The 24,622-nt window shown below is 64.3% G+C and carries 20 protein-coding genes and 1 pseudogene; 12 read left to right on the forward strand and 9 right to left on the reverse strand.

All coding sequences use genetic code 11. The annotated features are described in order from the left end of the window. Nucleotides 1-14 precede the first annotated feature (14 nt). Nucleotides 15-1,052, reverse strand: coding sequence for a helix-turn-helix domain-containing protein (locus DES43_RS16550; protein ID WP_035030497.1), 1,038 nt, complete (start codon nucleotides 1,050-1,052; stop codon nucleotides 15-17). A 137-nt stretch (nucleotides 1,053-1,189) separates the two neighbouring features. On the opposite strand from DES43_RS16550, the gene DES43_RS16555 reads away from it, so the two are divergent. Next, complete coding sequence (locus tag DES43_RS16555; RefSeq protein WP_035030494.1) at nucleotides 1,190-2,263, forward strand: alpha/beta hydrolase family protein; 1,074 nt, start codon at nucleotides 1,190-1,192, stop codon at nucleotides 2,261-2,263. A gap of 128 nt (nucleotides 2,264-2,391) precedes the next feature. On the opposite strand, the gene carB is transcribed toward DES43_RS16555, so the two are convergent. After that, nucleotides 2,392-5,865, reverse strand: coding sequence for a carbamoyl-phosphate synthase large subunit (carB, locus tag DES43_RS16560; RefSeq protein ID WP_035030491.1), 3,474 nt, complete (start codon nucleotides 5,863-5,865; stop codon nucleotides 2,392-2,394). 365 nt (nucleotides 5,866-6,230) lie between these two features. Between carB and ypfJ the strand changes: the two genes are divergently transcribed. Together ypfJ and DES43_RS16570 are read left to right on the forward strand one after the other, a co-directional pair. After that, nucleotides 6,231-7,163 carry a KPN_02809 family neutral zinc metallopeptidase gene (gene ypfJ, locus DES43_RS16565; protein ID WP_035030485.1) on the forward strand — a complete coding sequence of 311 codons (933 nt, stop codon included), beginning with the start codon at nucleotides 6,231-6,233 and terminating at the stop codon, nucleotides 7,161-7,163. Between the two features lie 184 nt (nucleotides 7,164-7,347). Beyond that, the gene (locus DES43_RS16570) at nucleotides 7,348-8,601 is read left to right on the forward strand and encodes a TCR/Tet family MFS transporter (RefSeq protein ID WP_035030483.1); all 1,254 of its coding nucleotides are present in this window, start codon (nucleotides 7,348-7,350) and stop codon (nucleotides 8,599-8,601) included. A 158-nt stretch (nucleotides 8,602-8,759) separates the two neighbouring features. On the opposite strand, the gene carA is transcribed toward DES43_RS16570, so the two are convergent. After that, complete coding sequence (gene carA, locus DES43_RS16575; protein WP_035030480.1) at nucleotides 8,760-9,962, reverse strand: glutamine-hydrolyzing carbamoyl-phosphate synthase small subunit; 1,203 nt, start codon at nucleotides 9,960-9,962, stop codon at nucleotides 8,760-8,762. 248 nt (nucleotides 9,963-10,210) lie between these two features. Between carA and DES43_RS16580 the strand changes: the two genes are divergently transcribed. Then, the gene (locus tag DES43_RS16580; RefSeq protein WP_035030477.1) at nucleotides 10,211-10,660 is read left to right on the forward strand and encodes a GatB/YqeY domain-containing protein; all 450 of its coding nucleotides are present in this window, start codon (nucleotides 10,211-10,213) and stop codon (nucleotides 10,658-10,660) included. Nucleotides 10,661-10,954: 294 nt separating this feature from the next. Here the strand turns inward: DES43_RS16580 and DES43_RS16585 are convergent. Then, nucleotides 10,955-11,047: pseudogene (locus tag DES43_RS16585) on the reverse strand (Rrf2 family transcriptional regulator); the annotation flags it as partial. Between the two features lie 270 nt (nucleotides 11,048-11,317). After that, nucleotides 11,318-12,982 carry a Na/Pi cotransporter family protein gene (locus DES43_RS16590; protein ID WP_035030474.1) on the reverse strand — a complete coding sequence of 555 codons (1,665 nt, stop codon included), beginning with the start codon at nucleotides 12,980-12,982 and terminating at the stop codon, nucleotides 11,318-11,320. Between the two features lie 386 nt (nucleotides 12,983-13,368). On the opposite strand from DES43_RS16590, the gene DES43_RS16595 reads away from it, so the two are divergent. The 3 genes from DES43_RS16595 (at nucleotide 13,369) to rpoD (ending at nucleotide 18,311) form a co-directional block, all read left to right on the forward strand. Beyond that, a complete protein-coding gene (locus tag DES43_RS16595) occupies nucleotides 13,369-13,830 on the forward strand; it encodes an RcnB family protein (RefSeq protein ID WP_035030471.1) in 462 nt (153 codons plus the stop codon). Between the two features lie 141 nt (nucleotides 13,831-13,971). Further along, nucleotides 13,972-15,924: a DNA primase gene (gene dnaG, locus DES43_RS16600; protein ID WP_035030601.1), complete on the forward strand. Its 1,953-nt coding sequence runs from the start codon at nucleotides 13,972-13,974 to the stop codon at nucleotides 15,922-15,924. A 380-nt stretch (nucleotides 15,925-16,304) separates the two neighbouring features. Then, entirely contained in the window at nucleotides 16,305-18,311 is a 2,007-nt protein-coding gene (gene rpoD / locus DES43_RS16605; RefSeq protein WP_035030468.1) for an RNA polymerase sigma factor RpoD, read from the forward strand. Between the two features lie 63 nt (nucleotides 18,312-18,374). On the opposite strand, the gene DES43_RS16610 is transcribed toward rpoD, so the two are convergent. Both DES43_RS16610 and DES43_RS16615 read right to left on the reverse strand, forming a co-directional pair. Then, nucleotides 18,375-19,001, reverse strand: a complete 627-nt coding sequence (locus tag DES43_RS16610; RefSeq protein WP_035030465.1) for a LysE family translocator — start codon at nucleotides 18,999-19,001, stop codon at nucleotides 18,375-18,377. A gap of 208 nt (nucleotides 19,002-19,209) precedes the next feature. After that, nucleotides 19,210-19,464, reverse strand: a complete 255-nt coding sequence (locus tag DES43_RS16615; RefSeq protein ID WP_035030463.1) for a DUF2798 domain-containing protein — start codon at nucleotides 19,462-19,464, stop codon at nucleotides 19,210-19,212. Nucleotides 19,465-19,755: 291 nt separating this feature from the next. Here DES43_RS16615 and DES43_RS16620 point away from each other — a divergent pair, with 291 nt between their 5' ends. The 3 genes from DES43_RS16620 to DES43_RS16630 all read left to right on the forward strand — a co-directional run bounded on the left by DES43_RS16620 (nucleotide 19,756) and on the right by DES43_RS16630 (nucleotide 21,211). Then, complete coding sequence (locus DES43_RS16620) at nucleotides 19,756-20,049, forward strand: GYD domain-containing protein (protein ID WP_035030460.1); 294 nt, start codon at nucleotides 19,756-19,758, stop codon at nucleotides 20,047-20,049. Between the two features lie 79 nt (nucleotides 20,050-20,128). Then, nucleotides 20,129-20,578, forward strand: a complete 450-nt coding sequence (locus tag DES43_RS16625) for a PadR family transcriptional regulator (RefSeq protein WP_133675822.1) — start codon at nucleotides 20,129-20,131, stop codon at nucleotides 20,576-20,578. Between the two features lie 339 nt (nucleotides 20,579-20,917). Beyond that, nucleotides 20,918-21,211 (forward strand): HlyU family transcriptional regulator, encoded by a 294-nt coding sequence (locus DES43_RS16630; RefSeq protein WP_035030457.1) that lies wholly within the window; start codon nucleotides 20,918-20,920, stop codon nucleotides 21,209-21,211. A 15-nt stretch (nucleotides 21,212-21,226) separates the two neighbouring features. On the opposite strand, the gene DES43_RS16635 is transcribed toward DES43_RS16630, so the two are convergent. Further along, nucleotides 21,227-21,826: a TetR/AcrR family transcriptional regulator gene (locus DES43_RS16635; protein ID WP_035030454.1), complete on the reverse strand. Its 600-nt coding sequence runs from the start codon at nucleotides 21,824-21,826 to the stop codon at nucleotides 21,227-21,229. A 68-nt stretch (nucleotides 21,827-21,894) separates the two neighbouring features. On the opposite strand from DES43_RS16635, the gene DES43_RS16640 reads away from it, so the two are divergent. Both DES43_RS16640 and DES43_RS16645 read left to right on the forward strand, forming a co-directional pair. Further along, complete coding sequence (locus DES43_RS16640; protein ID WP_035030451.1) at nucleotides 21,895-22,341, forward strand: VOC family protein; 447 nt, start codon at nucleotides 21,895-21,897, stop codon at nucleotides 22,339-22,341. A gap of 256 nt (nucleotides 22,342-22,597) precedes the next feature. Continuing rightward, nucleotides 22,598-23,464, forward strand: coding sequence for an SDR family oxidoreductase (locus DES43_RS16645; protein ID WP_035030448.1), 867 nt, complete (start codon nucleotides 22,598-22,600; stop codon nucleotides 23,462-23,464). A 231-nt stretch (nucleotides 23,465-23,695) separates the two neighbouring features. Here the strand turns inward: DES43_RS16645 and DES43_RS16650 are convergent, their stop codons facing one another. Next, the gene (locus tag DES43_RS16650) at nucleotides 23,696-24,454 is read right to left on the reverse strand and encodes a hypothetical protein (RefSeq protein ID WP_035030445.1); all 759 of its coding nucleotides are present in this window, start codon (nucleotides 24,452-24,454) and stop codon (nucleotides 23,696-23,698) included. Nucleotides 24,455-24,622: the final 168 nt, after the last annotated feature.

Raw genomic sequence — 24,622 nt, forward strand, 5'->3', positions numbered from 1 at the left:
GAGCGCAGCCGGCATCAGGTCAGGGCCTGCCGTTCCGGCCGGGCCCTGTTCCGGTCACGCCATGTTGCGGGGCTCAATGAGGTTACGCGGCGAAATTCGCGATTGAAGTTGGATTTGGTCTGAAAGCCGGAGTCCAGCATGGCCGTCGTGACGGAAACGTCGGGCCGCAGCAGCAAGCGGCAAGCTTCCGCGATCCTGTGATCGTTGATGTATTGCGAAACGTTCTTGCCAGCCATGCGGTTGATCGCGCCGGAAATCTGTCTCGCAGGAAGGCCGGCACGACGCGCCAGCCGCGAAAGCGTCAGGTTGTCGTCGAGATAGAGCTTATGTTCGGCGAGCAGGCGCTCGACGCGGTCGAGGACCTCCCTGTCCAGTTCGGCGCAGGCGGTCTGGACGGGCTCCTGCGCCGGCTCGGGGAAGGCTTTCGCGCCTGCGGCGACAAGGGTGGTTGCGCCGATCATCAAGAGGCCGAGCAGGCTGCCGTTGCCGGCGATCAGAGCGGCATGATCGCCCCGCGTCCATTCGAAATCCAGCCAGATCGTCAGATCGAACAGTGCGGACATGCAGAGTGCGGCGGCCGCCATGACGAGCGCCCGGTGGGCGGCGACTGCCCTGTCGAAGCGTGCTTCGTCGAGCGAGTCCGGCCCGCGCCGCCCAAGCTGCAACAGCGCGATGGCATAGCCGAGGAACAGCGCGACCAGCGCAATGTCGATGGACTGGGGGGCGGTGACCAGAAGCAATGCGATGGCCACGGGCGGCAGCCAGTGCAGCCATGAATTCGCCTCGGGCTCCGCATCGTTGCGCGCGATCAGGCAGCGGAAGCTCGCCAGCGTGAGCGGCGGCACACACGCCGCCAGAACGGGCAGAACATAGCGCAGGACCGTTAGATCGTAGCCCCAGCGCAATCCAACCAGAAAGGTCTGGGTGGCGCACAGGGCGATGAGGGCCAGAAATGGCCGATTGGCCTTTCCCTGATCGGTCGTGCGTAACAGCGCCGCCAGCAGGATCAGCAGCAGCAATGCGACGACGAAAGGCAGTGGAACGAAGATCATCTGACGTGAGTGGCCTGGCAATCGGATGTCGATAATGGCCCGGATCGCGATCGGGAACGACCTGAATCGCGATCGAGGAGGCATCGGAAGCGCAACGCCTGCAATTTGCTCCCGTCCTTTCAACACGGGAAACCAACATGTTCAATATCCAAACGTTCTGCGCCGCTGCATTCGCGGCCGCGCTGGCCACCCCCTCCATGGCGGCCGATGTCGGCGTGCGCCAGATTTCACTCACTGCTGCCCCGACCGATTACGGCCGTGATCTGCATGTGACCGTCTGGTATCCCGCCGAGGGCGGCGGCGAGCCGGTCATGATTGGCGCCAACAGGGTGTTCGAGGGCGCGCCGGCAGTGCCCGACGCGCCACCGGCAAAGGGCCGGTTCCCGCTGGTGGTTCTGTCGCACGGCTCGGGCAGCCGCGTTCAGGGCATGAGCTGGCTGGCGACCGAACTCGCCGAGGCGGGGTTCGTCGTGGCCGGTCCGAACCATCCCGGCACGACCAGCGGCTATTCGACACCGGGCGACACCCCGAAATTGTGGCAGCGAACGGCGGATCTGTCCGCCGTGATCGACAGGCTGACTGGTGACGGGCAATGGCAGGGCCTTGTCGATGCCGACAGGATCGGGGTCGTCGGCTTTTCGCTTGGCGGTGCGGCGGCCATGCTGAGCGTCGGCGCGCGCGCCGATCTGGAAGCCTATGCGCGCTATTGCGATGCGTATGAGGAGTGGGACTGCGCCTGGTATGCGGGCGGCATCGGCTATGTGAACGATGCGCGGGTGAAGGTCGGCAAGGTGGATCTGCGCACCATCGACAAGGAGCTGTTCCAGCAGTCGAATCTCGATCGCCGCATCAAATCCGCCGTGCTCGTCGATCCGGGTCTGGCGCGGGCCTATGACGCTCAGAGCCTGAAGGAGATTTCCATTCCGATGAGCTTCATCAATCTGGGAAGCGCCGGCACCGTTCCGCCTGGCGTGATCGCCGACAGACTGGCTACGCTGACGCCGAACGGGACCTACGCCGCAGTCGCGGACGCCGTCCATTACAGCTTCCTGCCGGAATGCAGGGAAGGTGCTGCCGAGATTCTGAGATCGTCCGGGGAGGACGAGCCGATCTGCGAGGATGGCGGCGCGAGGTCGCGCGCCGATATTCATGCCGAACTGGTGCGGCTGATACGCGGCGATCTGGAACGTACGCTCAAGGACGGGCGCTGAACGCTTACGGAGCGCCGGCGAGATCAGTGGAATCATCGACGTTGCGCGTGAAGCACCCCACCCTTACCTCCCCTTGTGGGGAGGGGTGGGGGCTTTGAAGCGTGGGGGTCTTCAGGTTCCGGCGCGCCTCAGAAATAGTCCTGCAACGGGCGCACTTCGAGGGAGCCGGCCTTGAGGGCGGCGATGGCTTCGGCGACCGCGGCCATGCCGGCCAGCGTGGTGTAATAAGGCACCTTCTGCATCAGCGTGGCGCGGCGCAGCGACTTGGAGTCCGACACCGCCTTCTGGCCGTCCGTGGTGTTGAAGACGATCTGCACCTGACGGTTGCGGATGGCGTCCTCGATGTGGGGGCGGCCTTCGAGCACCTTGTTGATCTTTTCCGCCGCGACGCCGTTCTCGGCGAGGAAGCGCTGGGTGCCGCCGGTGGCCAGCACGCGGAACCCCTGTCCGGCGAGACGGCGCACCGGCTCAAGCACGCCCTGCTTGTCGTCGTCGCGCACCGAGACGAACAGCGTGCCGGAGCGCGGCAGGTCGACGCCGGCGCCGAGCTGCGCCTTGGCGAAGGCCAGCGCATAGTCGCGGTCGAGGCCCATGACCTCGCCGGTCGACTTCATCTCCGGGCCGAGCAGGATGTCGACGCCGGGGAAGCGCGAGAAGGGGAACACGGCTTCCTTGACCGCGATGTGGCCGGGATTGCGCGCGTTCGGCTTCTCGCCATAGTGGGCGAAGGCGGCGTCCAGCGTCTCGCCGGCCATGATGCGGGCGGCGACCTTGGCGATGGGCTTGCCGACCGTCTTGGCGACGAAAGGCACGGTACGGCTGGCGCGCGGGTTCACTTCCAGCACATAGATGGTGCCGTCCTTGATGGCGTATTGCACGTTCATCAGGCCGCCGACATTGAGCGCCTTGGCAAGCGCGGCCGTCTGGCGTTCGAGTTCGTCGACGATCTCGTCGGAAAGCGAGTGGACGGGGAGCGAGCAGGCCGAGTCGCCCGAATGGATGCCGGCTTCCTCGATATGCTCCATGATGCCGGAGACATAGACGTCCTTGCCGTCGCACAGGCAGTCGACATCGACCTCGATGGCGCCTGACAGATAGGTGTCGAACAGGAGCGGGTTCTTGCCGAGCAGCGTGTTGATCTGGCCGGTCTTGTCGTTCGGGTATTTCTGCTTGATGTCTTCCGGCACCAGCTCGGGCACGGTGTCGAGCAGGTAGGTTTGCAGCATCGCCTCGTCATGGATGATCTGCATGGCGCGGCCGCCCAGCACGTAGGAGGGGCGCACCACCAGCGGGAAGCCCAGCTCGCCGGCCACGGTGCGGGCCTGCTCGACCGAATAGGCGATGCCGTTCTCGGGCTGGGTGAGGTCGAGCTTCTGGAGCAGCTTCTGGAAGCGGTCGCGGTCCTCGGCGAGGTCGATCATGTCGGGCGAGGTGCCGAGGATCGGGATGCCGTTCTTCTCCAGAGCCTCGGCCAGCTTGAGCGGGGTCTGGCCGCCGAACTGGACGATGACGCCGACAAGTTCGCCGCGCGACTGCTCCAGCCTGAGGATCTCGATGACATCCTCGGCGGTGAGCGGCTCGAAATAGAGGCGGTCGGAGGTGTCGTAGTCGGTCGAGACCGTCTCCGGGTTGCAGTTGATCATGATCGACTCGTAGCCGGCCTCGTTGAGCGCGAAGCAGGCATGGCAGCAGCAATAGTCGAACTCGATGCCCTGGCCGATGCGGTTGGGGCCGCCGCCGAGGATCACGACCTTCTTGGCGTCCGACACGCCGGCCTCGTTGGCGGGGCTGCCTGCGAAAGGCTGCTCATAGGTGGAATACATATAGGCGGTGGGCGAGGCGAACTCGGCGGCGCAGGTGTCGATGCGCTTGTAGACCGGGTGGACGGAAAGCGAATTGCGCAGATGCGCGACCTCCTTCGGCTTGGTGCCGGTGAGGGAGGCGAGGCGGGCGTCGGAGAAGCCCATGGCCTTCAGCATGCGCATATTGGCGGCATCCTGGGGAAGGCCATGCTCGCGGATGCGGGCTTCCATGGCGATGATGCCGGCGATCTGCTCCAGGAACCACGGGTCGATCTTGCACATGGCGTGCACGTCTTCCAGCGAGGTGCCCATGCGGATGGCCTGCGCCACCATGCGCAGACGGTCGGGCGTCGGCGTGCCGAGGGCTGCGCGGATGGCGTTCTTGTCGTCGCCGTGACCGACGCCGGGGATCTCGATCTCGTCGAGGCCGGTGAGGCCGGTTTCCATGCCGCGCAGCGCCTTCTGCAACGATTCCTGGAAGGTGCGGCCGATTGCCATGACCTCGCCCACCGACTTCATGGCGGTGGTCAGCGTCGGCTCCGCGCCGGGGAATTTCTCGAAGGCGAAGCGCGGGATCTTGGTGACGACGTAATCGATGGTCGGCTCGAAGGAGGCGGGCGTGGCGCCGCCGGTGATGTCGTTGTCCAGCTCGTCCAGGGTGTAGCCGACGGCGAGCTTGGCGGCGATCTTGGCGATGGGAAAACCGGTGGCCTTGGAGGCGAGCGCCGACGAGCGCGACACGCGCGGGTTCATCTCGATGACGACGAGGCGGCCATCGGCCGGGTTGACGGCGAACTGGACGTTGGAGCCGCCGGTCTCGACGCCGATCTCGCGCAGCACCGCGATCGAGGCGTTGCGCATGATCTGGTATTCCTTGTCGGTCAAGGTCAGCGCCGGCGCGACGGTGATCGAGTCGCCTGTGTGGACGCCCATCGGGTCGATGTTCTCGATCGAGCAGATGATGATGCAGTTGTCCGCCTTGTCGCGGACGACCTCCATCTCATACTCCTTCCAGCCGAGCACGCTTTCCTCGATCAGGACCTCGGTGGTGGGGGAGGCGTCGAGGCCGGACTGGACGATGGCGAAGAATTCCTCGCGGTTGAAGGCGATGCCGCCGCCGGTGCCGCCGAGCGTGAAGGAGGGGCGGATGATGGCGGGCAGGCCGACCGCATCGAGCGCCTGCGCGGCCACGCCCATGGCGTGCGAGACATAGCGCTGCTTGCGGTCGCCTTCGCCGAGGTTCCAGCTCGTTTCGAGGGCGTCGAGCTCCTTGTCGGACGCGCCGGACGCCTTGAGCGCGGCGCGCTCGGCCTCGTGCTTCTTGCGGTCGGCGTCCTTGACCTCGGTGGCGTTGGCCAGCATCGACTTCGGCGTCTCGAGCCCGATCTTGGCCATCGCCTCGCGGAACAGGGCGCGGTCCTCGGCCTTGTCGATGGCGTGGGCGTCGGCGCCGATCATCTCGACATTGTAGCGCTCCAGCACGCCCATGCGGCGCAGCGACAGTGCGGTGTTGAGCGCCGTCTGGCCGCCCATGGTGGGCAGCAGCGCATCCGGGCGCTCCCTGGCGATGATCTTGGCGACGACTTCCGGTGTGATCGGCTCGATATAGGTGGCGTCGGCCAGTTCCGGGTCGGTCATAATGGTGGCCGGATTGGAGTTGACCAGAATGACGCGGAAGCCTTCCTCGCGCAGCGCCTTGCACGCCTGCGTGCCGGAATAGTCGAACTCGCATGCCTGGCCGATGACGATGGGGCCGGCACCGATGATCAGGATGGATTTGATATCGGTGCGTTTTGGCATGGCATGGTCCGTTGTGGCTGTGCACGCGAAACACCGGCGCCGGGTTTCCGGGTCGGTTCACGCTGCGTGGATTCTCAGTATCAGGCTAAGGGGGCCTTATAGGGGAGAGTTCGAACCGATGTAACCCCGAAAAATGCATGTTTGCCCAGCCAATGCGCATGGCTGGGCAAAAGGCACTGCCGGTTTTCGAGCCAGGGGCCGGGCTAAGCGCGTTGGCCGGGCGCGCGGGACCCGGAGCGGAACATTCCGCCCCGCCCGCGCGTTGCCAGAGGGGCAAGAATGGCCATGACTCCATCGGGACGATAAGCTATTTATCGGCCGAAGAGATGGCGCAGGCAAAGCCTGCCATGAGATGAGGAACGCGCATGCGCTGGAGAGGCCGTCGCCAGAGCGACAATATCGACGATCAGCGCGGGCAGGGCGGCTTCGGCAGACCCGGAAACATCGGCACCGGTCCCGGCCGCATCCGCATCCCGGTCGGCGGACGCGCCGGCGGCGGCGGCATCTCCACCATCGTCATCCTCGTCGTGCTGTTCTTCGCGCTGAAAGCCTGCGGCATCGATCCGATGCAGGTGCTGACCGGCGGTGGCGGCGGTCTGCTGCCGGGCGAGGACAGCGGCCGCGTCACCTCCAGCGAGCCGGGTTCCGGCTCCGTGCGCAACGACGAGATGAGGCAGTTCGTGGCCACCGTGCTGGCCGAGACGGAAGATGTGTGGAACGGCATCTTCCAGGCCAATGGGCTGACCTATCAGGAGCCGCAACTGACCCTGTTCGACGGCCAGATCCGTTCGGCCTGCGGTTTCGCCTCCTCGGCTTCCGGGCCCTTCTACTGCCCGGCCGACAAGAAGGTTTATCTCGACACCTCGTTCTTCCGCCAGCTTTCGCAGCAATTCGGCGCCTCCGGCGATTTCGCGGAAGCCTATGTCATCGCCCACGAGGTCGGCCACCACGTGCAGAACCTGATCGGCGTGCTGCCGAAGTTCAACCAGATGCGCCAGCGCATGAGCGAGCAGGAAGCGAACCACATGTCGATGCAGGTCGAGCTTCAGGCCGATTGCTTCGCCGGCGTGTGGGGGCACTACACCGCGCAGAAGGGCATTCTGGAAGAGGGCGATCTGGAAGAAGCGCTGAACGCCGCCCAGCAGATCGGCGACGACACGCTGCAAAAGCGCACGCAGGGCTATGTGGTGCCCGAGACCTTCAATCATGGCACCTCCGCCCAGCGCCAGAAATGGTTCGCCCGCGGGTATCAAAGCGGCAAGCTTTCCGACTGCGACACGTTCAACAACCCGATCTGACGCTACTGCCGCAGCGGTTGTCCGGTTGCGAGACCGGAGCCACGCACATACCGCCGGAATGCTTCGGGCTCACTTTGCGGCAGCTGGTGTCAGCATGAGAAGTTTTTAGGTGTTCCCTTATTGTTCCAGATTGGCGGCAAGCCTATAAGGAGCGGCCCGCTTTCCGGCGAAGGGAGGACACGCAATGGTGGACACCGCCACGGCACGGCGCGGGCTTGCCCTCGTCTTCACCATATTGCTGCTCGACATCATCGGCTTCGGCATCATCATGCCGGTGCTGCCGGCTTTCCTGCAGGAATTGTCGGGCGTGGACGTGAGCGTGGCGGCGCGCGAGGGCGGATGGCTTTTGTTCGTCTATGCGGCCATGCAGTTCGTGTTCGCGCCGGTGATCGGCAATCTCTCGGATCGCTTCGGACGCCGGCCCGTCCTGCTGGCCTCGGTGTTCACCTTCGCCATCGACAACCTGATCTGCGCCATCGCATGGTCCTATCCGATGCTGTTCATCGGCCGCGTTCTGGCCGGCATCAGCGGCGGCAGCCATTCGACGGCCTCGGCCTTCATCGCCGATGTCAGCACAGACGAGAACCGGGCGCGCAACTTCGGGCTGCTGGGCATCGCCTTCGGCGTCGGTTTCGTCATCGGGCCTGTGCTGGGCGGCATCCTTGGCGAATTCGGTCCCCGCGTTCCCTTCTGGTTCGCGGCGGGACTGGCCTTCGTCAATTTCATCGTCGCCTTCTTCTTCCTGCCCGAAACGCTGGAGGCCAAGCATCGCCGGCCCTTCGAGTGGCGGCGGGCAAGCCCGCTCGGGGCGCTGCGGCAGATGCGCAACTATCCGGGCATCGGCTGGCTGGGGCTGGTGTTCTTCCTGATGATGCTCGGCCACATGGTCTACCCTTCGGTGTGGGCCTTCGTCAGCGACTACCGCTATGGCTGGAGCGAACGCCAGATCGGCCTCTCGCTGGGGCTGTTCGGCCTGTGCGGCGCCGTGGTCATGGCAACCGTGCTGCCGCGCGTGGTGCCGGTGCTGGGCGAATGGCGGACGGCGGCCGTCGGGCTTTCGTTCACGGCAATCGCCGCCTTCGGCTATGCGGCGGCCTGGAAGGGATGGATGGTCTATGCGGTGATCGTGGCGACCTGCCTGGAAGCCCTGTCCGAACCGCCGCTGCGCAGTCTTGCGGCGGCGAAGGTCCCGCCATCCTCGCAGGGCGAGTTGCAGGGGGCGATCACCAGCCTGTTCTCCATCACCGCGATCATCGCGCCGCTGCTCTACACGAACATCTTCTCGTGGTTCACCGGACCCGAAGCGCCGGTGGAATTCGGCGGCGCTTCCTATGTGGTGGCCGGCGTGTTCCTGAGCGGTGCGCTTTTGGTGCTGGTGACGAAAGTGCGGGTGCCGCAAGGAAAAACGGCGGCCATGAAGGCCGCCGCGAAAAGCTGATCGTTTTCCTGCCGCGGTTCAGGCCGGATTTCGGGCCCGGATTTCAGGCTTGATCATTTCATCGTTTCACGGGATCGATGAAATGATCTATCTTCTTGTTTATACTGCATTTATGCGACGCCAAATATTTCCATTTGGCTGCAAAATGCTCTAGGACTTCAGGCCCGCTCGGCCAGCGCCGGCTCACCCTTGCGCTCGCGGATGAGGTTGGCGAAGCGGCGGAAGAGGTAATGCGAATCCTGCGAGCCCGGCGAGGCTTCCGGGTGGTGCTGCACCGAGAACACCGGCCTGCCGACGATGGCGATGCCGCAGTTCGAGCCGTCGAACAGGGAGACATGGGTTTCCTTCACGCCTTCCGGCAGCGAGGCGGTGTCGACCGCGAAGCCGTGGTTCATCGACACGATCTCGACCTTGCCGGTGGTGTGATCCTTGACCGGATGGTTGGCGCCGTGATGGCCCTGATGCATCTTGACCGTGTTGCCGCCGGTGGCAAGCGCCAGGATCTGGTGGCCGAGGCAGATGCCGAAGATCGGAATGTCGGTTTTCAGCAGTTCGCGCAGCGTCGGCACGGCATATTCGCCGGTGGCTGCCGGGTCGCCGGGGCCGTTGGAGAGGAAGATGCCATCCGGCTGAAGGGCAAGGATGTCCTGCGCCGACGCAGTGGCGGGCACCACCGTGACCTTCGCGCCAAGGCCGGCCAGCAGGCGCAATATGTTGCGCTTGACGCCGAAATCGACGGCGACGATGTGCATGGACGGCTCGCCCTGCTCGCCATAGCCTTCGTTCCACACCCACGGCGTTTCCTGCCACAGGCTCGACTGGCCGCTGGTGACGTCCTTCGCGAGGTCGAGGCCGACGAGGCCCGACCAGCCGGCCGCCTTCTTCTTCAGCGCTGCGACGTCGAAATCGCCGTCCGGCGCATGGGCGATGACGGCATCGGCCACGCCCTTGTCGCGCAGCAGCGCGGTGAGCGCGCGGGTGTCGATGCCCGACATGGCGACGATGCCGCGCTTCTTCAGCCATTCGTCGAGACCGCCGGAGGCGCGGTAGTTGGAAGGGGTGGAGATGTCGGCCTTGAAGATGGCGCCGACAGCGCCGGCGCGCGAGATGGGCGCCAGACTTTCCTCGTCCTCGTCGTTGACGCCGACATTGCCGATATGCGGGAAGGTGAAGGTGACGATCTGGCCGGCATAGGAGGGATCGGTGAGGATTTCCTGATAGCCGGTGAGCGCGGTGTTGAAGCAGACCTCGCCGATCGCCTCGCCGGCAGCGCCAAGGCCGCGCCCCTCGATCACCGTTCCGTCGGCAAGGACGAGCAGGGCGGTCGGCTTCTCCGAAACCCAGGGGGCAGTGCTGGCCATGGCGGCGCTCCATCGTGAGGGTTACGCGGACGCACGGCCGGGCAGCCGGGTTCCCGCGGCAAAAGGCACGGGGCGGCGAACCTTCGCGACCTCCGCGCACAAAGTGCTCAGTTCATGCTAAGGCCCCGAGATAGGGGAACGAGCGGGCCCGGTCAACACTGCGCGGAAACTTGCCGCAGCTTTTATGGAAAACCCGCTTCCAGCCACCGGTCACATGCTTTATCTGGACCCATCAAGGAGACGACATCATGCGCGAGCGGCTGAACGAAGAAGTGAAGACGGCGATGAAGGCGGGCGACAAGGCGCGTCTTTCCACGCTGCGGCTGATCCAGGCGGCAATCAAGGACCGCGACATCGCCAATCGCGGCGTCGGCAAGGAGGCCGCAGGCGCCGACGAGCTTGCCCAGCTTCTGGCCAAGATGGTCAAGCAGCGCGAGGATTCGGCAAAAGCCTTCGACGATGGCGGCCGTCCGGAACTGGCGGCCAGGGAGCGCGAGGAGATCGTGGTGATCCGCGATTTCATGCCCCGCCAGATGGACGAGGCGGAAACCGGGGCCGCGATCCGCGCGGCGATTGCCGGGACCGGCGCCGCCAGCGTCAAGGACATGGGCAAGGTGATGGCCGCCCTGCGGGAAAAATATGCCGGCCAGATGGATTTCGGCAAGGCGAGCGGGACGATCAAGAGCCTGCTCAGCTGAATACCAGCGAACGGTGCACGGCCACTCAGGCCGTGACGCCGTCGCCGCAGGCCCATGCGACGGAGTGCGCGCCACGCGCAATGTCGGCGGCGGCATAGACGCCGGGCACCGTGGTTTTTCCTTCAGGGAATCGGTGCGGATGAAGGTTCCGGCCGCATGTTCCTCGATGGCGCAGCCGAGTTTTTGCGCGATGTCGCTGTTGAAGCGCGTGCGCGGGCCGACATAGAGCGCGGCGAGGGGATCGATTCGCCCGTTTTCCAGTGCGATGCCCGAAAGGTTCGGCAGCTTGCCGTGCAGACCCGCCATGATGCGCCGGATGACGACGGGGTTGGTGTCCATGGCCCGTGCCAGCACCTCGGAGGTGACTGGCTTGCTGTGCTCGGCCATGTGCAGGAGGACGTGAAGAACGCCGGAAGGTCTGCTGTCCCGTTCATGTAACTTTATACGTTACATGATGGATTGAACGTCATGGGGCGTGGATTGCCGGTTTCCAGACCGATTCAGGTTTCGCGCTTAAAGGCGTATTTTGCTTGTGATTTGGTCGCGGGAGGGTCGCGTTCCCGCATCAAGCAATAAACCGCCCTGCATGGGTGCAGGGGGGGGCCGTTTTCTGCGAGGCCGGATTTTCCGGCCTGAGGAATCCGGAGGCAGGGCCGCTCAGCTTGCCCGCAGGCGCGAGCCGCGCAGCAGGCCGCGCTCTTCCAGAACCGGATAGACGATGGAGGTCAGCAGCGAGTTGATCTGCTTGAGGTCGCGCAGCGTATCGAGATGGATGGAACTGGTCTCGATCGACTTCAGCGTGCCGTCGCGCAGGCGCAGGAAATGGCTGTTGCTCGCCTCGCGCTCCATGTCGCGCAGCCTGTCCTTCTCCTGGACGAGCTGGCGCGCGGTGTCCGTGTCGCGCGACACCAGAACGTTGAAGGCAAGGCGCGCATTGGCGAGGACGGCGCCGTGGAAGGCGGTGATCTCGCGCCAGCCTTCCGGCGTGAATTCGAGATTCTGCGCCATCTTCTTGCGCACATGCACCAGCATGTTGCGCACGATGATGTCGCCCACCTGCTCCAGCTTGACGCAGGCGCCGATCAGTTCCTGACAACGCAGCGCCTGATCCTCGGTCAGCGGATTGCGGATGAGCTTCGCCAGATAGATCTTGATGGCGGCGTGGCGTTCGTCGACGCGGTCGTCGAGCGCCGCCAGCGCGTTGATCTTGTCCTCGTCCGCACTCTCGTAGAGCTCGATGATGCGCTTGAGCATGATCTCCACTGTCTCGCACACGCGCACCACCTCGCGCGTGGCGTTGGCGAGCGCCTGCGGCGGGCTGGACAGCGCCGATTCCGACAGCGCCGACAGCTCCATCACCTGCATTGGCGTCTCCGGGTCCGGCTTGCCGCCGAGCGCCACGATCTTTTCCGAGGCACGGTAGATGAGGCCGGCCAGCGGCAGGCCGGCGATGAGGATGATGACGTTGAACAGGATGTGGGCGTTGACGATCTGGTCCGACGCGGTCGCGCCGAGGAAATCGATCTGCGGCCTGAAGATCATGACCAGCGCCAGCATCACGATCGAGCCCATGCCGCGCATCAGAAGATTGCCGACCGGCACGATGCGCACGCCGGGCTCGGAATTGCGGGTCAGCATCGGCGCTATGATCGAGGAGCCCAGATTGACGCCCAGCACCAGAACCACGCCAAGCTCCGGCGTGATCAGGCCGCGCCCGGCCATGGTCGCCATCAAAAGCACGGCGGCAATGGAGGACTGGAACAGCCAGGTGATGAGCGCCGCCAGCAGATAGGCGGTGATGGGATCGCTGGAGAAATAGTTGATGATGATCGGCATCAACTCGCTTTCGCGCAGCGGCTCCGAAGCGTGGCCGATCATTTCCAGCGACAGGATGAGCAGGCCGATGCCGACCAGGATGCGGCCCTTCTGGCGCCAGTCGCGGCTTTCCGTGGCCATGAACAGGAACGTGCCGACGATGAGGCAGAGCGGCACCAGCAGGGTGAGATCGTAGGTCAGAAGCTTCGCCACCAGCGCCGAGCCGATCTCGGCCCCGCGCACGGCAAGCTGGCCGGCAAGGCCCGAAACGATGCCCGCGCCGGCGAAGGAACCGACCAGAAGGGTGACGGCGGTGGAGCTTTGCAGCGCAATGGCGAGGCCGGTGCCCGCCAGCACCGCCATGATGGGATTCTGCAAGGTGGCGCGCAGCTTGTGGCGCAGCACGTCGCCATAGGCGCGCTCCACACCCGTCTTCACCAGACGGGTGGCATAGAGCATCAGCGCGACGGCGCCGGCCAGATGGACGAGGACCACCGATCCGGTCATGCATGCCCTCCCGCACGGCAGGAGGCTGCGGCGGCGAGGCGGCGCGGCCACATAGAACAGATTGCGCGGCCGGCGCGCTTGCGGATGCGAATCACATGCATGGCGGGAGTATCCTGTACGGCCTTATATATTAGCCGGGTAATCAATATTGTCCAGCCCCCGTAGTATGTTGGCGCATTTTGTGGCCCCCTCAAGGCAGGCCGCCGCGACGCCGGGCAGCGTGGAAGCAAGCGGCTGGCGCAGGGGGCTCCCGGTTCCTGCCGGGTTGAATCAAGGCGGCTGTTTAAGAAGCTGATTCTGTTACGGAAATGTAATGTGCCCGTTCAGTTTCGGTTCATGCGCGCGGCCCTATCTCTCTGGCCATGAACAACGCAGGAGCGCCTTTCATGAAACGCATCATCCTCTCGATCATGGCCGTGTCGATGCTGGCCGCCACTTCGTTTCAGGGGCAGGCCGCTCCGCTGAGCAGGCCGGCCGCGCCGCAGGCCGAACTGGTGCAGGTCGACCATCGCAAGCCGGTCCACGGGCAGAGCCACAAGAAGCCGGTCCACAAATACGACAACCGCCGCGATCACGGCCGCTACGACAACAGGCGCGATCACGGCCGCTATGGCAAGCACCAGACCGTGAAGAAGCCGGGTTATGCCAAGCCGGGTTATGGGGGGCATCATGACTGGAAGCGCGGCCAGCGCTACTCCGACTGGCGCCGCCATCCGCCGGTGCGCGACTATCACCGCCACGGCCTGAAGCGTCCGGCCCCCGGCCAGCAGTGGATCAGGGTCGACAACGACTACCTGCTGGTGGGACTGGCGAGCGGGCTGATCGCCGGCGTGATCGCGGCGCGGTAAGCGAACCCCGGAATGCAAAAAGGGCGGCCCGGCGCCGCCCTTTTCCGTTTGCCTGCCTGTGAATACCGGGCATGGCGCGCGGCGAGAGTCGTCTTGCGCGCGAATGAGGTCTATATGAAGGGAAACGAGCAGTTTCCCATCATGCGCTTTCCAACCTCATTTCTCGACGAGATACGCGACCGGGTGCCGATCTCATCGGTGATCGGGGCGCGCGTGACGTGGGACCGCAAGAAGACCAATGCGCCCAAGGGCGACTGGTGGGCGTGCTGCCCGTTCCATGGCGAGAAGTCGCCGAGCTTCCATTGCGAGGATCGCAAGGGCCGCTACCACTGCTTCGGCTGCGGCGTCTCGGGCGATCATTTCAAGTTCCTGACCGAACTGGACGGCCTGAGCTTTCCCGAGGCGGTGGAGCGCGTCGCCGACATGGCCGGCGTGCCGATGCCGGCGCGCGACGTGCAGGCGGAGGCGCGCGAGAAGCAGCGCGCCGAACTCACCGACGTCATGGAATTGGCGACGGCCTTCTTTCAGGAGCGGCTGCAATCGGCGGAAGGGGCGAAGGTGCGCGCCTATCTGCGCGACCGCGGCCTGACGCCGGCCACCCAGCAGTCGTTCCGGCTGGGCTATGCGCCTGAAAGCCGCAACGCGCTGAAGGAATATCTGGCCTCGCGCGGGGTGGGCAAGGAGGAGATCGAGGCGTGCGGGCTCGTGGTGCATGGCCACGACGTTCCTGTTTCCTACGACAGGTTCCGCGACCGCATCATGTTCCCGATCCCCGATTCGCGCGGGCGCATCATCGCCTTCGGCGGGCGGGCGATGTCGCCCGACGCGCTGGCGAAATATCTCAATTCGCCAGAGACGGAGCTCTTCCACAAGGGCAATGTGCTCTACAATTTCGCCCGCGCCCGCAAGGCGGTGGCGCGCGGCGAGCCGGTCGTGGTCGTCGAAGGCTACATGGACGTCATCGCGCTGGCGCAGGCGGGGTTCGAGAATGCGGTGGCGCCGCTGGGGACCGCCCTGACGGAGAACCAGCTCGTTCTGTTGTGGCGCATGGCCGGCGAGCCGGTGCTGTGCTTCGACGGCGACGGCGCGGGCCTCAAGGCCGCGTGGCGCGCTGCCGACCTCATCCTGCCGCTGATCGAGCCGGGCAGGACGGCGCGCTTCGCACTGCTGCCCGACGGCAAGGACCCGGACGACCTGGTGCGCGACGGGGGCGCGGAGGCATTCCGTTCCGTGCTTTCGGAGGCGCGGCCGCTGGCCGACCTTGTGTGGATGCGCGAAACCTCCGGCGCCGTGTTCGACACGCCCGAGCGGCGCGCCGAGCTGGAAAAGACGCTCAGGGAACTGACCGGCCGCATCCGCGACGAAACGGTGCGCTTCCATTACAATCAGGAAATGCGCGAGCGCGTGCAGAGCTTCTTCGGCCCGCAGCGCAACCGCCAGCAGGGGCGCAGTGGCGGCCGGGGGCAGGGGGGCGGTTTTCAGGGCGGGCGCGCCCAGGGTGCCGGCCCGTGGTCGCGGCAGGGCGCGGCCGGCGGCCGCAACGCGATCACCGAAAGCCTCGGGCGCTCGGCGCTGCTGAAGCGCGGCGGCGAGGTGATGACGGTGCGCGAGGCGACCATCGTGGTGGCGCTGGTCAACCATCCGGCGCTGATCGACGAGTTCTTCGAGCATATCGAGTTCCTCGACCTCGCCAATGGCGACCTGCGCAAGCTGCACGCAGCCCTTCTCGACGCGCTGGCGCACGATCTGGCCAACGAGCGGCGGGCGGTTGTCGAGGCGATCGGCCGCGCCGGGCATGCGGATATATGGGAGCGGGCCGAGGCGCTGATCCGCCGCACGCGGCAGTGGCCGGCGCTGGAAGGCGCTGCGCTGGACGACGCCCGTGACGCTTTCGCCCAGGCGCTGCACTTGCACCGAAGTGCGCGTACTCTACATAAGGAGCTGAAGCAGGCGGAGGCCGCGCTCGCCAGCGACCCCACAGATGAGAATTACAGGCGCCTCGTCGAAATTCAGGCGCAATTCCGGGATGTGCAGGCGACAGAGGCCCTGATCGAAGGCTTCGGCGTGTTGTCGGGCCGGGCCGGCAGGAGTTAGCCGGCGGCAGGTCAGGCTGTGGGCGGTTGCGGCCGTCCGCGGCCTAAAGGCGCATTTGGGGCAATTGATTCGCTTTTTTCGGGCGAATCATGCCACAGGCGCTTGACCTATCGGTATAATGACGGAATCAGGTCGATTCTTGTCACTGTGAACCCGACTTGCTTTTAACTCGACGGGGCGTCGACGAAAAGAACGCAGATGCACATATGCCGCTCGATGCAAGATGGATTTCAAGACGCGATTGAAAACCAGGGTTAATCCGGGCTTAACGGGAAATGCGGCAACTGTGGCCATGGGGCGCGCCGGTTCGGCGGCTGCGCCCGACTTTGCAGCAGGCTTAGATTTCGCGGCTTGAACAGCCGTCTGGAGGCAGAAGAAGAATGGCGACGAAGGAAAAGGAAGAGGTCGAGAACGAACGCGAGGGCACAACCGACGGCCCGCTGCTCGACCTTTCCGACGATGCTGTCAAGAAGATGATCAAGGTCGCGAAGAAGCGCGGCTATGTCACCATGGACGAGCTGAACGCGGTTCTGCCTTCCGAGGAAGTCACATCCGAGCAGATCGAGGACACGATGGCGATGCTGTCCGACATGGGCATCAACGTCGTCGAGGACGACGAGCAGGCGGAAGAAGAGGCCGAGCAGTCGGAGGACGATCCGCAGGAAGTCGCCGAACAGACCGGCACGGCCGTGGCGACCGTGGCCAAGAAGGAGCCCACGGACCGCACCGACGACCCCGTGCGCATGTATCTGCGCGAGATGGGCTCGGTGGAGCTGCTGTCGCGCGAGGGTGAAATCGCCATCGCCAAGCGCATCGAGGCGGGCCGCGAGACGATGATCGCGGGGCTGTGCGAAAGCCCGCTGACCTTCCAGGCTATCATCATCTGGCGCGACGAGCTGAACGAGGCGAAGATCCTGCTGCGCGAGATCATCGACCTCGAAGCCACCTATGCCGGCCCCGAGGCCAAGCAGGCGCCGGTGGTGGAGCGCACGGAAGAAGAGACCAAGCCGAAGGCCGACGAAAAGCCGCGCCGTGGCCGCGGCGAGGACGACGACATCACCAATGTCGGCGGCGACACGCGCGGCGAGGAGGAAGAAGAGGAAGAGGACGAGGCCAACCTGTCGCTGGCCGCCATGGAGGCGGAACTGCGGCCGCAGGTGATGGAAACCCTCGACGTCATCGCCGACACCTACAAGAAGCTGCGCAAGCTGCAGGACCAGCAGGTGGAGAACCGGCTGGCGGCGGCCGGCACACTGTCGCCCAGCCAGGACCGCCGCCTGAAGGAGCTGAAGGACCAGCTCATCAAGGCGGTGAAGTCGCTGTCGCTCAACCAGGCCCGCATCGAGGCGCTGGTCGAGCAGCTTTACGACATCAACAAGCGCCTGGTGCAGAACGAGGGCAGGCTCTTGCGTCTGGCCGAAAGCTACGGCGTGCGCCGCGAGGAATTCCTGAGGGAATATCAGGGTTCCGAGCTCGACCCCAACTGGACCAAGGCCATCGCCAACCTGTCCAGCCGCGGCTGGAAGGAATTCTACCAGAACGAGAAGGACACGATCCGCGACATTCGCGGCGAGATCCAGAACCTCGCGACCGAAACGGCGATCTCGATCGCCGAGTTCCGCAAGATCGTCAACCAGGTGCAGAAGGGCGAGCGCGAGGCGGCCATCGCCAAGAAGGAGATGGTGGAAGCGAACCTGCGCCTCGTCATCTCCATCGCCAAGAAGTACACGAACCGCGGCTTGCAGTTCCTCGACCTCATTCAGGAAGGCAATATCGGCCTGATGAAGGCGGTGGACAAGTTCGAGTACCGGCGTGGCTACAAGTTCTCGACCTATGCGACGTGGTGGATCCGGCAGGCGATCACCCGCTCGATCGCCGACCAGGCGAGGACGATCCGCATTCCGGTGCACATGATCGAGACGATCAACAAGATCGTGCGCACCTCGCGCCAGATGCTGCACGAGATCGGCCGCGAGCCGACGCCGGAGGAACTGGCCGAGAAGCTCGCCATGCCGCTGGAAAAGGTGCGCAAGGTGCTGAAGATCGCCAAGGAGCCGATCAGCCTCGAAACGCCGGTGGGCGACGAGGAGGATTCGCACCTCGGCGATTTCATCGAGGACAAGGGCGCCATCCTGCCGATCGACGCGGCCATTCAGGCGAACCTGCGCGAGACGACGACGCGCGTTCTGGCCTCGCTGACCCCGCGCGAGGAGCGCGTGCTGCGCATGCGCTTCGGCATCGGCATGAACACCGACCACACGCTGGAGGAAGTGGGCCAGCAGTTCTCGGTGACGCGCGAGCGTATCCGCCAGATCGAGGCCAAGGCGCTGCGCAAGCTCAAGCATCCGAGCCGCAGCCGCAAGCTGCGCAGCTTCCTCGACAGCTGAGCGGCATCACGATTTCAGAAAAAGCCGGGCATTCGCCCGGCTTTCTTGTTTGTGACGCAGGCGTCAGGCGCGCCAGAGGTCCATCGCCGTCATGACGATGCCGCCGGCGGCGACGACCAGCAAAAGCACGCCGGAGACGCGCAACATGATGCGGTGGACGGATGGCTTGAGGAGCCGCGCGACCAGCAGGTAGATGACAAACAGCGTGGCGAAGTCCAGCACGATCCACAGGAGCGTGAGCAGGGCGATGCTGGTGTTGGTGTCGGGCGTGATGGCGAGGAACTGCGGGAAGAAGGACGCGAAGAAGATGATGTCCTTCGGGTTCGAAATGGCCATGACGAAGCCCTTCGAAAACCCGCCGACGCGTGGCTGCACGGCAACCGGCCCCTGATCGCCGGCGCCGGTTTCGCGCAGGATTTCCCAGCCGATCCAGCCGATATAGCAGGCACCGGCGAGCTTCAGCAGGTTAAACGCCGTTTCGTTGACGGCGAAGATGCCCTTCACCACCAGCGCCGAAAGAAGGATCAGCACCAGGGAGGCGGCATTGGTGCCGGCGATGGTGTGGAAGGCTTTTTTCGCGCCGCCGGCCAGACCCGCGCCGGTGACGAGCACCGCAACCGGGCCGGGAACCGCGATCATGGTGACAACCGTCACCACGTACAGAGCAAGAATGCCGAAATCGATATGCATGTGGTTGTTTCCGTTGGCGCTGCGACAAAGCACGGAACAGGGCGTGACGCCAGACCGGTTTTTCCGGCGTCGCGACGATGTGCCCGATGATGTGGATGCGTCGCAGCCCGGCTGCCGCCTTCATGGCGCTGCAACAGCAGAAAGCAATGGTGTTCCGGCCTCGGGGCCTGCCCGCCGCGGCCGGAACAGGAGCGTTCAAAACGGGCGTTCAGGGCGCCGGCTGGCAGACCCAGCCGGCGATGCGGCGCACGACTGGCAGCACCAGCAGCAGGGTCGGGAAGGCGGCGAGCCACGACAGGCCCCATGCAGGGCTCCACACGGCGATGAAGTCGGGCGCCAAGCCGACCCCCTTCAGCGTGGAGATCAGCGACACGATGAAGGTCATGAGCAGGGAGAGAACGGAGGGCGTGACCAAAGGCGCATAGCGCGCCGGCAGCCTTGGGCGTGTGCGTTGGAAAGGCATAGCAATTTCCTGAGAAAAGCCGATCCGGGGCATGACATCCTTATCGCCTTGCGGCGTTGCCCGGAGACCGGGAGTGGATGCGTTGCCTGACGTCACACGCTTACGGCGCGCCCGAGGCGCACGCGATGCCTATACCCGCATGCTTTCCAGAATTCCAGAGCGGAAGCGTGTTTTGCAAGTGCGCGCCTGTCTGCGATAATGTGAAGGCCATATACGGATCATGGGCAGGCGGGATCGTCCCGGTGCCGGACCCGCCTTCTCCCGCTTCCCGGCGCCGGAGGGAGGTAACGCATGACCACCTACATCATGCTGCTGAACTGGACGGACGCGGGCGTGAAAACCCTTCGCGACTCGCCGGCTCGGCTCGACAAGGTCAGGACGCAGCTTGTCGAAATGGGCGGCGAGATGAAGGCGTTCTACCTCACCATGGGCGAATACGACATGGTGGCGGTGTGCGAGGCGCCGGACGATGCGGTGGCGGCGCGTTTCGCCATGCAGCTTGGCATGGGCGGCAATGTGCGCACGCGCACGCTCAAGGCCTTTCCCGAAGGCGCCTATCGTGAGATCGTCGCGACGCTGGCCTGAAGCCTGAAGGAGGGGCGCGCGAAATGGGAAGTTCGGGCCGGGCCGGCGGCGCCGGGGGGCGGCGCGGCGCGCCGGCCGCATGTTCGGCGACGGCGATCTCAAGCTGGTGGTGCTTTACCTGATGGCCGAGGCGCCGCGCCATGGCTACGACATCATCAAGGCGCTGGAAGAGCGCTCCAGCGGCTTCTACAGCCCGAGCCCGGGCGTGATCTATCCGACGCTGACCTTCCTCGAAGAGGCAGGCTTTGCCGTTTCGGCCCCCGAAGGTGCGAAGAAGGTGTTTTCGATCACCGATGCGGGAAGCTCCCATCTGGCGGAGAACCGCGACATGGTGGAGCGGGCGCTCGAACAGCTGGAGCGTTTCGGCCGCAAGATGGCAAAGGCCCGCGAATGGTTCGGATGGGACGACGATGCGCAGGAACGGCGCGGCGGGCGCAAGGACGACGAGCTTCGTTCCGTGCGCCGCCGGCTGAGGGCGGCGCTTGCCGAAATTCTGGACGGCCCGGAAGAACGCGCGCGGAGGCCGTGAACATCCTGAAGGGCGCGGCCGAGGCTCTGGAAGCGCTGAGCCGGGACTGATCCGGTTGCCTTGCCAAGCCGGGGAAGTGTCTTCGCGCCTTGCCGGCATCGACTGCGACTATCGACTGCGATCGGGCGGAGCGTTTTTCGGCGTTCCGCCCGGTGCATATGGGCTGCCGGTTCCGATTCAGGGCCATCGCAGGCCGAAAAGCGATTTCCCTTTGCGGCCCGATGTTCTAGTTAGACCTGTGCTGCGGATGTGGGCCGGCGGGGCCGTGTTCCCGTATTGGCGCCACTGCCGGCGCCAGTCGCTTCGCGATGTTTGCTGGAACTGCCCAAGGAGGAACCCATGTCTTTCCTGAAACGTCTTTTCGGCGGCGGAGCGCGCGAAACGGCTGCGGAACCGGCGCCTGCCAAACAGGTCGAGCACAAGGGCTTCACCATCGTCGCCATGCCCTACAAGGCCGACGGGCAGTACCAGACCTGCGGCGTGGTCTTCAGGGAGATCGACGGCGTGGTGAAGGAGCACAAGTTCATCCGCGCCGACCGCTTCGCGGGGATCGAGGATGCGGCCGAGGTGTCGATCCGCAAGGGCATCCAGCTCGTCGACGAGCAGGGCGAGCGCATCTTCGACCGGGACTGAGATGCCGGGCAGGCGTCACGGCTGCGGCGGGAACAGCCCGCCGACGAGGGCGCCGAGGGTCTCGACGACATCTTCCCGCGCCATGCCGGCTTCGATGGACAGGGCGGCGCGGTCGAAGGCGGCGGAGAGCAGTACGGTCAGCGCATCGAGCGGCACCGGCTTCATCGAGCCTTCGCGCATGGCCGCCTCAAGCCCCTCCCGCAGGGTGCGGGCGCCATGCCTTGCGTCGATTTCGTCCATGGCGGCGCGGCCAAGCACGGCCGGCCCGTCCAGCAGCAGCAGGCGGGTGCGGCCGGGCTTCGCCATTGCCGAGAGGAAGGCCAGGCCGCCATCGAGAAGGGCCTGGCGGGCGTTTTTCGTATCCGGCGTCGCCTGCCCGATCCCGGCTGCGACCGCCGCCGCTTCCTGCTCGACCACGGCACGGAACAGGGCCTGCTTGTCGGCGAAGTGGTGATAGAGCGCCCCGCGCGTGACGCCGGCGGCCGCGACGATCTCCGGCGTCGCCGTTTCCGCATATGATTTTTCGATGAAGAGCGCCCGTGCAGCCGCCATCAGCGCGGCGCGGGTCGCATCGGTGCGTTCGCGGTTGGAGCGGCGGAGGTTTTCGCGTTGCATACATACAGCCTGTATGTTAATTAAAAAAACATGCAGACTGTATGTTAATTGAAGCCCGGAGGGAAGCCATGAAAACGACCAGCTACTATCCGGTCATCATGACCGGCGACGTTGCCGCCACGGCGGACTTCTATGTGAGATATCTGCGCTTCCGGCCGCTGTTTTCGAGCGACTGGTATGTCCATCTGCAATCGCAGGAGGACGAAGGCGTCAATCTGGGCATCGTCGACGCCGGCCACGAGACGGTTCCGGAGGCGGCGCGGGGCAGGGGTGCGCAGGGGCTGCTGATCAATTTCGAGGTCGAGGACGTCGACACCGTGCATGCGCGGATCGCGGCGACGGGGCTTCCGATCCTGCGCAGCCTTCGGGACGAACCGTTCGGCCAGCGCCATTTCATCTTCGCCGACCCGAATGGCGTGCTGATCGACGTGATCACGCCGATCCCGCCCTCGGCGGAATTTCTGGCGCAGTACGAGCAGGGCGCGGCAGCGGGCCAGACCGGCGAGCGCTCTTGATGACGCAGGCTTCTGCCCCCGCCCCGAAACCGGAGGCGGAAGAATCGCACCTTACGTAAACGTAATTTTTTCGCCCGGCGGGCTTGCGCGGCGCGGATGATCGGGGCAAGGATCGGTACCGGAGCGCCGGGCATCCATCCGGACGCGAACGGCGCGCTCCAGCACTTTGACAGAGCATCGGGGATCGGGCACCGGGGCAATCCGGAAACCGGATGACCTCTTCGGTCCGACGCTCCAGCAGAAGAGGAGGCCGGACATGTCCCTTAAAGGAAAGACGCTGTTCATTTCGGGCGGATCGCGCGGCATAGGGCTGGCGATCGCGCTGCGCGCGGCTCGCGACGGCGCCAATGTCACCATCGCCGCCAAGACGGCCGATCCGCATCCCAAGCTGCCGGGCACCATCTATACGGCGGCCGAGGAGATCGAAAAGGCAGGCGGCAAGGCGCTGCCGGTGCTGTGCGACATCCGCGAGGAGGAGCAGGTGGCGAGCGCCGTGGCCCGCACGGTGGAGACGTTCGGAGGCATCGACATCTGCGTCAACAACGCCAGCGCCATCCAGCTTACCGGCACGCTGGACACCGACATGAAGCGCTTCGACCTGATGCACCAGATCAACACGCGCGGCACCTTCCTCGTGTCGAAACTGTGCATCCCGCACCTGAAGAAGGCGCAGAACCCGCATATCCTCAATCTGGCTCCGCCGCTGGACATGAACGCCAAGTGGTTCAGGAACCACGTCGCCTACACCATGGCCAAGTTCGGCATGTCGATGTGTACGCTGGGCATGAGCGCGGAATTCGCCAATGACGGCATTGCGGTCAATTCATTGTGGCCGCTGACGGCGATCGACACGGCAGCGGTGCGCAACGTGCTGGGCGGCGAATCGATGGCCTCCATGAGCCGCACGCCCGACATCATGGCCGACGCCGCCTGGGCGATCTTCAATCGCCCCGCGCGCGAGGCGACCGGCAATTTCTACATCGACGAGGAAGTGCTCAAGGCCGAAGGCGTGACCGACTTCACCCCTTACGCCCCCGGCGCGACCGGGCCGCTGGTGGCCGACTTCTTCCTGCCGGACGAGGTGATCGCGCGTTCAGAGACGAAGCTGGCGGGGATGTTTTAGGGCGGCGATTTGGGGGTGGTAAGCTGCCTTTACCATTCAGCCTTTTGAACGGAAGTTATACGCCCTAAGCCGCCATTCGCCATACAGTTTTGCCAATGACGAAATTAATCGAATTGGGCGAAGATCGGTCGTTCGTCGTAGCTCTGTGCGAACTTTTTTGAGAAACCCATTCCTATAGGTCACGAGATATTTAGTCTCGGTGTGCGGGAACAGACGCAGCCGGGGCAACTTTTAAGTCCAGCCCTTGCCTTCATCAAAGCCTATGCGGAGTTTGGCGAACTTATAGCCGTTCCACATGAACTTGATGGCTCCCAAGAAACCAAATTTTGGAATAACCAAGCGCACCAATTGGTCGGGCGTTACGACTTTCACCGACGTTTCAACCTTCGACCGCCTAACTACTTTTTGTAGCTTATAATCCATGGTTAAAAAGTAATCCATCTCAGCCGATTCCGCACACCAAATATGGTAGGCATCCAGCGCTTGATTCAGGTTTAATGGTTTGCTCGCGCCTTGATACGCACCGGTCATTTTCGTCAGTTCGATAAAGCGTGGGTGTTTAATGCTGCATACAAAATCAAGGATGTGTTCTTTGAATTTCTTGTTGCCGCCCAAGATTATGCGCGACTGCGGCGGAACCGGGTCAGGAACTTCGCGGAGGGTACATCCGAAAAATCGCCCAGATGGGCTTGCCATTCCGGGTAGTCCCCATGTTTCCAGATCAACTTCACGGTGAATGTAGAAGTTAAGCCATTCGGAGATTCCTGCGTGGGCAAGCATGCTAAGAAAAACGGCATCGCGTTTCTGAACTTCATTTTTGATTTTATGCAGATCGTTGACCGTGTGCGGTTCGTGATATTCCACCTCGAACTCTGTGCCGCCCCAATTCACGGTCGTTTTCTTCGTGCGGTACACGTGTTTCTTAACCGCTGAAAACTTCAATATGTTTGTATCGATAAATACATTAGCTACTGGATTGGTCTTTCCCATCACGCTTCCAATTTGTGCTTGTCCTTATCTGGTTACTGTGCGCGACGGAGCACAAAAGGCAACAGCGCAACAAGCGTGAGGTGTCAGCCAACCTTAAGCCGGCGAGAATGCTGCGCCGTACTCGTATGTCGGCTTAGGGCTCCAGCCGGTAATTGCAAGTCCGGAGAT

Source organism: Aquamicrobium defluvii, assembly GCF_004363725.1.
Classification (GTDB): domain Bacteria; phylum Pseudomonadota; class Alphaproteobacteria; order Rhizobiales; family Rhizobiaceae; genus Mesorhizobium; species Mesorhizobium defluvii.

Bases quoted from the DNA above. Each gene is read 5' to 3' on its own strand.
- DES43_RS16550 (WP_035030497.1), bottom strand. From the start codon at position 1,052: ATGATCTTCGTTCCACTGCCTTTCGTCGTCGCATTGCTGCTGCTGATC.
- DES43_RS16555 (WP_035030494.1), top strand. From the start codon at position 1,190: ATGTTCAATATCCAAACGTTCTGCGCCGCTGCATTCGCGGCCGCGCTG.
- carB (WP_035030491.1), bottom strand. From the start codon at position 5,865: ATGCCAAAACGCACCGATATCAAATCCATCCTGATCATCGGTGCCGGC.
- ypfJ (WP_035030485.1), top strand. From the start codon at position 6,231: ATGCGCTGGAGAGGCCGTCGCCAGAGCGACAATATCGACGATCAGCGC.
- DES43_RS16570 (WP_035030483.1), top strand. From the start codon at position 7,348: ATGGTGGACACCGCCACGGCACGGCGCGGGCTTGCCCTCGTCTTCACC.
- carA (WP_035030480.1), bottom strand. From the start codon at position 9,962: ATGGCCAGCACTGCCCCCTGGGTTTCGGAGAAGCCGACCGCCCTGCTC.
- DES43_RS16580 (WP_035030477.1), top strand. From the start codon at position 10,211: ATGCGCGAGCGGCTGAACGAAGAAGTGAAGACGGCGATGAAGGCGGGC.
- DES43_RS16590 (WP_035030474.1), bottom strand. From the start codon at position 12,982: ATGACCGGATCGGTGGTCCTCGTCCATCTGGCCGGCGCCGTCGCGCTG.
- DES43_RS16595 (WP_035030471.1), top strand. From the start codon at position 13,369: ATGAAACGCATCATCCTCTCGATCATGGCCGTGTCGATGCTGGCCGCC.
- dnaG (WP_035030601.1), top strand. From the start codon at position 13,972: ATGCGCTTTCCAACCTCATTTCTCGACGAGATACGCGACCGGGTGCCG.
- rpoD (WP_035030468.1), top strand. From the start codon at position 16,305: ATGGCGACGAAGGAAAAGGAAGAGGTCGAGAACGAACGCGAGGGCACA.
- DES43_RS16610 (WP_035030465.1), bottom strand. From the start codon at position 19,001: ATGCATATCGATTTCGGCATTCTTGCTCTGTACGTGGTGACGGTTGTC.
- DES43_RS16615 (WP_035030463.1), bottom strand. From the start codon at position 19,464: ATGCCTTTCCAACGCACACGCCCAAGGCTGCCGGCGCGCTATGCGCCT.
- DES43_RS16620 (WP_035030460.1), top strand. From the start codon at position 19,756: ATGACCACCTACATCATGCTGCTGAACTGGACGGACGCGGGCGTGAAA.
- DES43_RS16625 (WP_133675822.1), top strand. From the start codon at position 20,129: ATGTTCGGCGACGGCGATCTCAAGCTGGTGGTGCTTTACCTGATGGCC.
- DES43_RS16630 (WP_035030457.1), top strand. From the start codon at position 20,918: ATGTCTTTCCTGAAACGTCTTTTCGGCGGCGGAGCGCGCGAAACGGCT.
- DES43_RS16635 (WP_035030454.1), bottom strand. From the start codon at position 21,826: ATGCAACGCGAAAACCTCCGCCGCTCCAACCGCGAACGCACCGATGCG.
- DES43_RS16640 (WP_035030451.1), top strand. From the start codon at position 21,895: ATGAAAACGACCAGCTACTATCCGGTCATCATGACCGGCGACGTTGCC.
- DES43_RS16645 (WP_035030448.1), top strand. From the start codon at position 22,598: ATGTCCCTTAAAGGAAAGACGCTGTTCATTTCGGGCGGATCGCGCGGC.
- DES43_RS16650 (WP_035030445.1), bottom strand. From the start codon at position 24,454: ATGGGAAAGACCAATCCAGTAGCTAATGTATTTATCGATACAAACATA.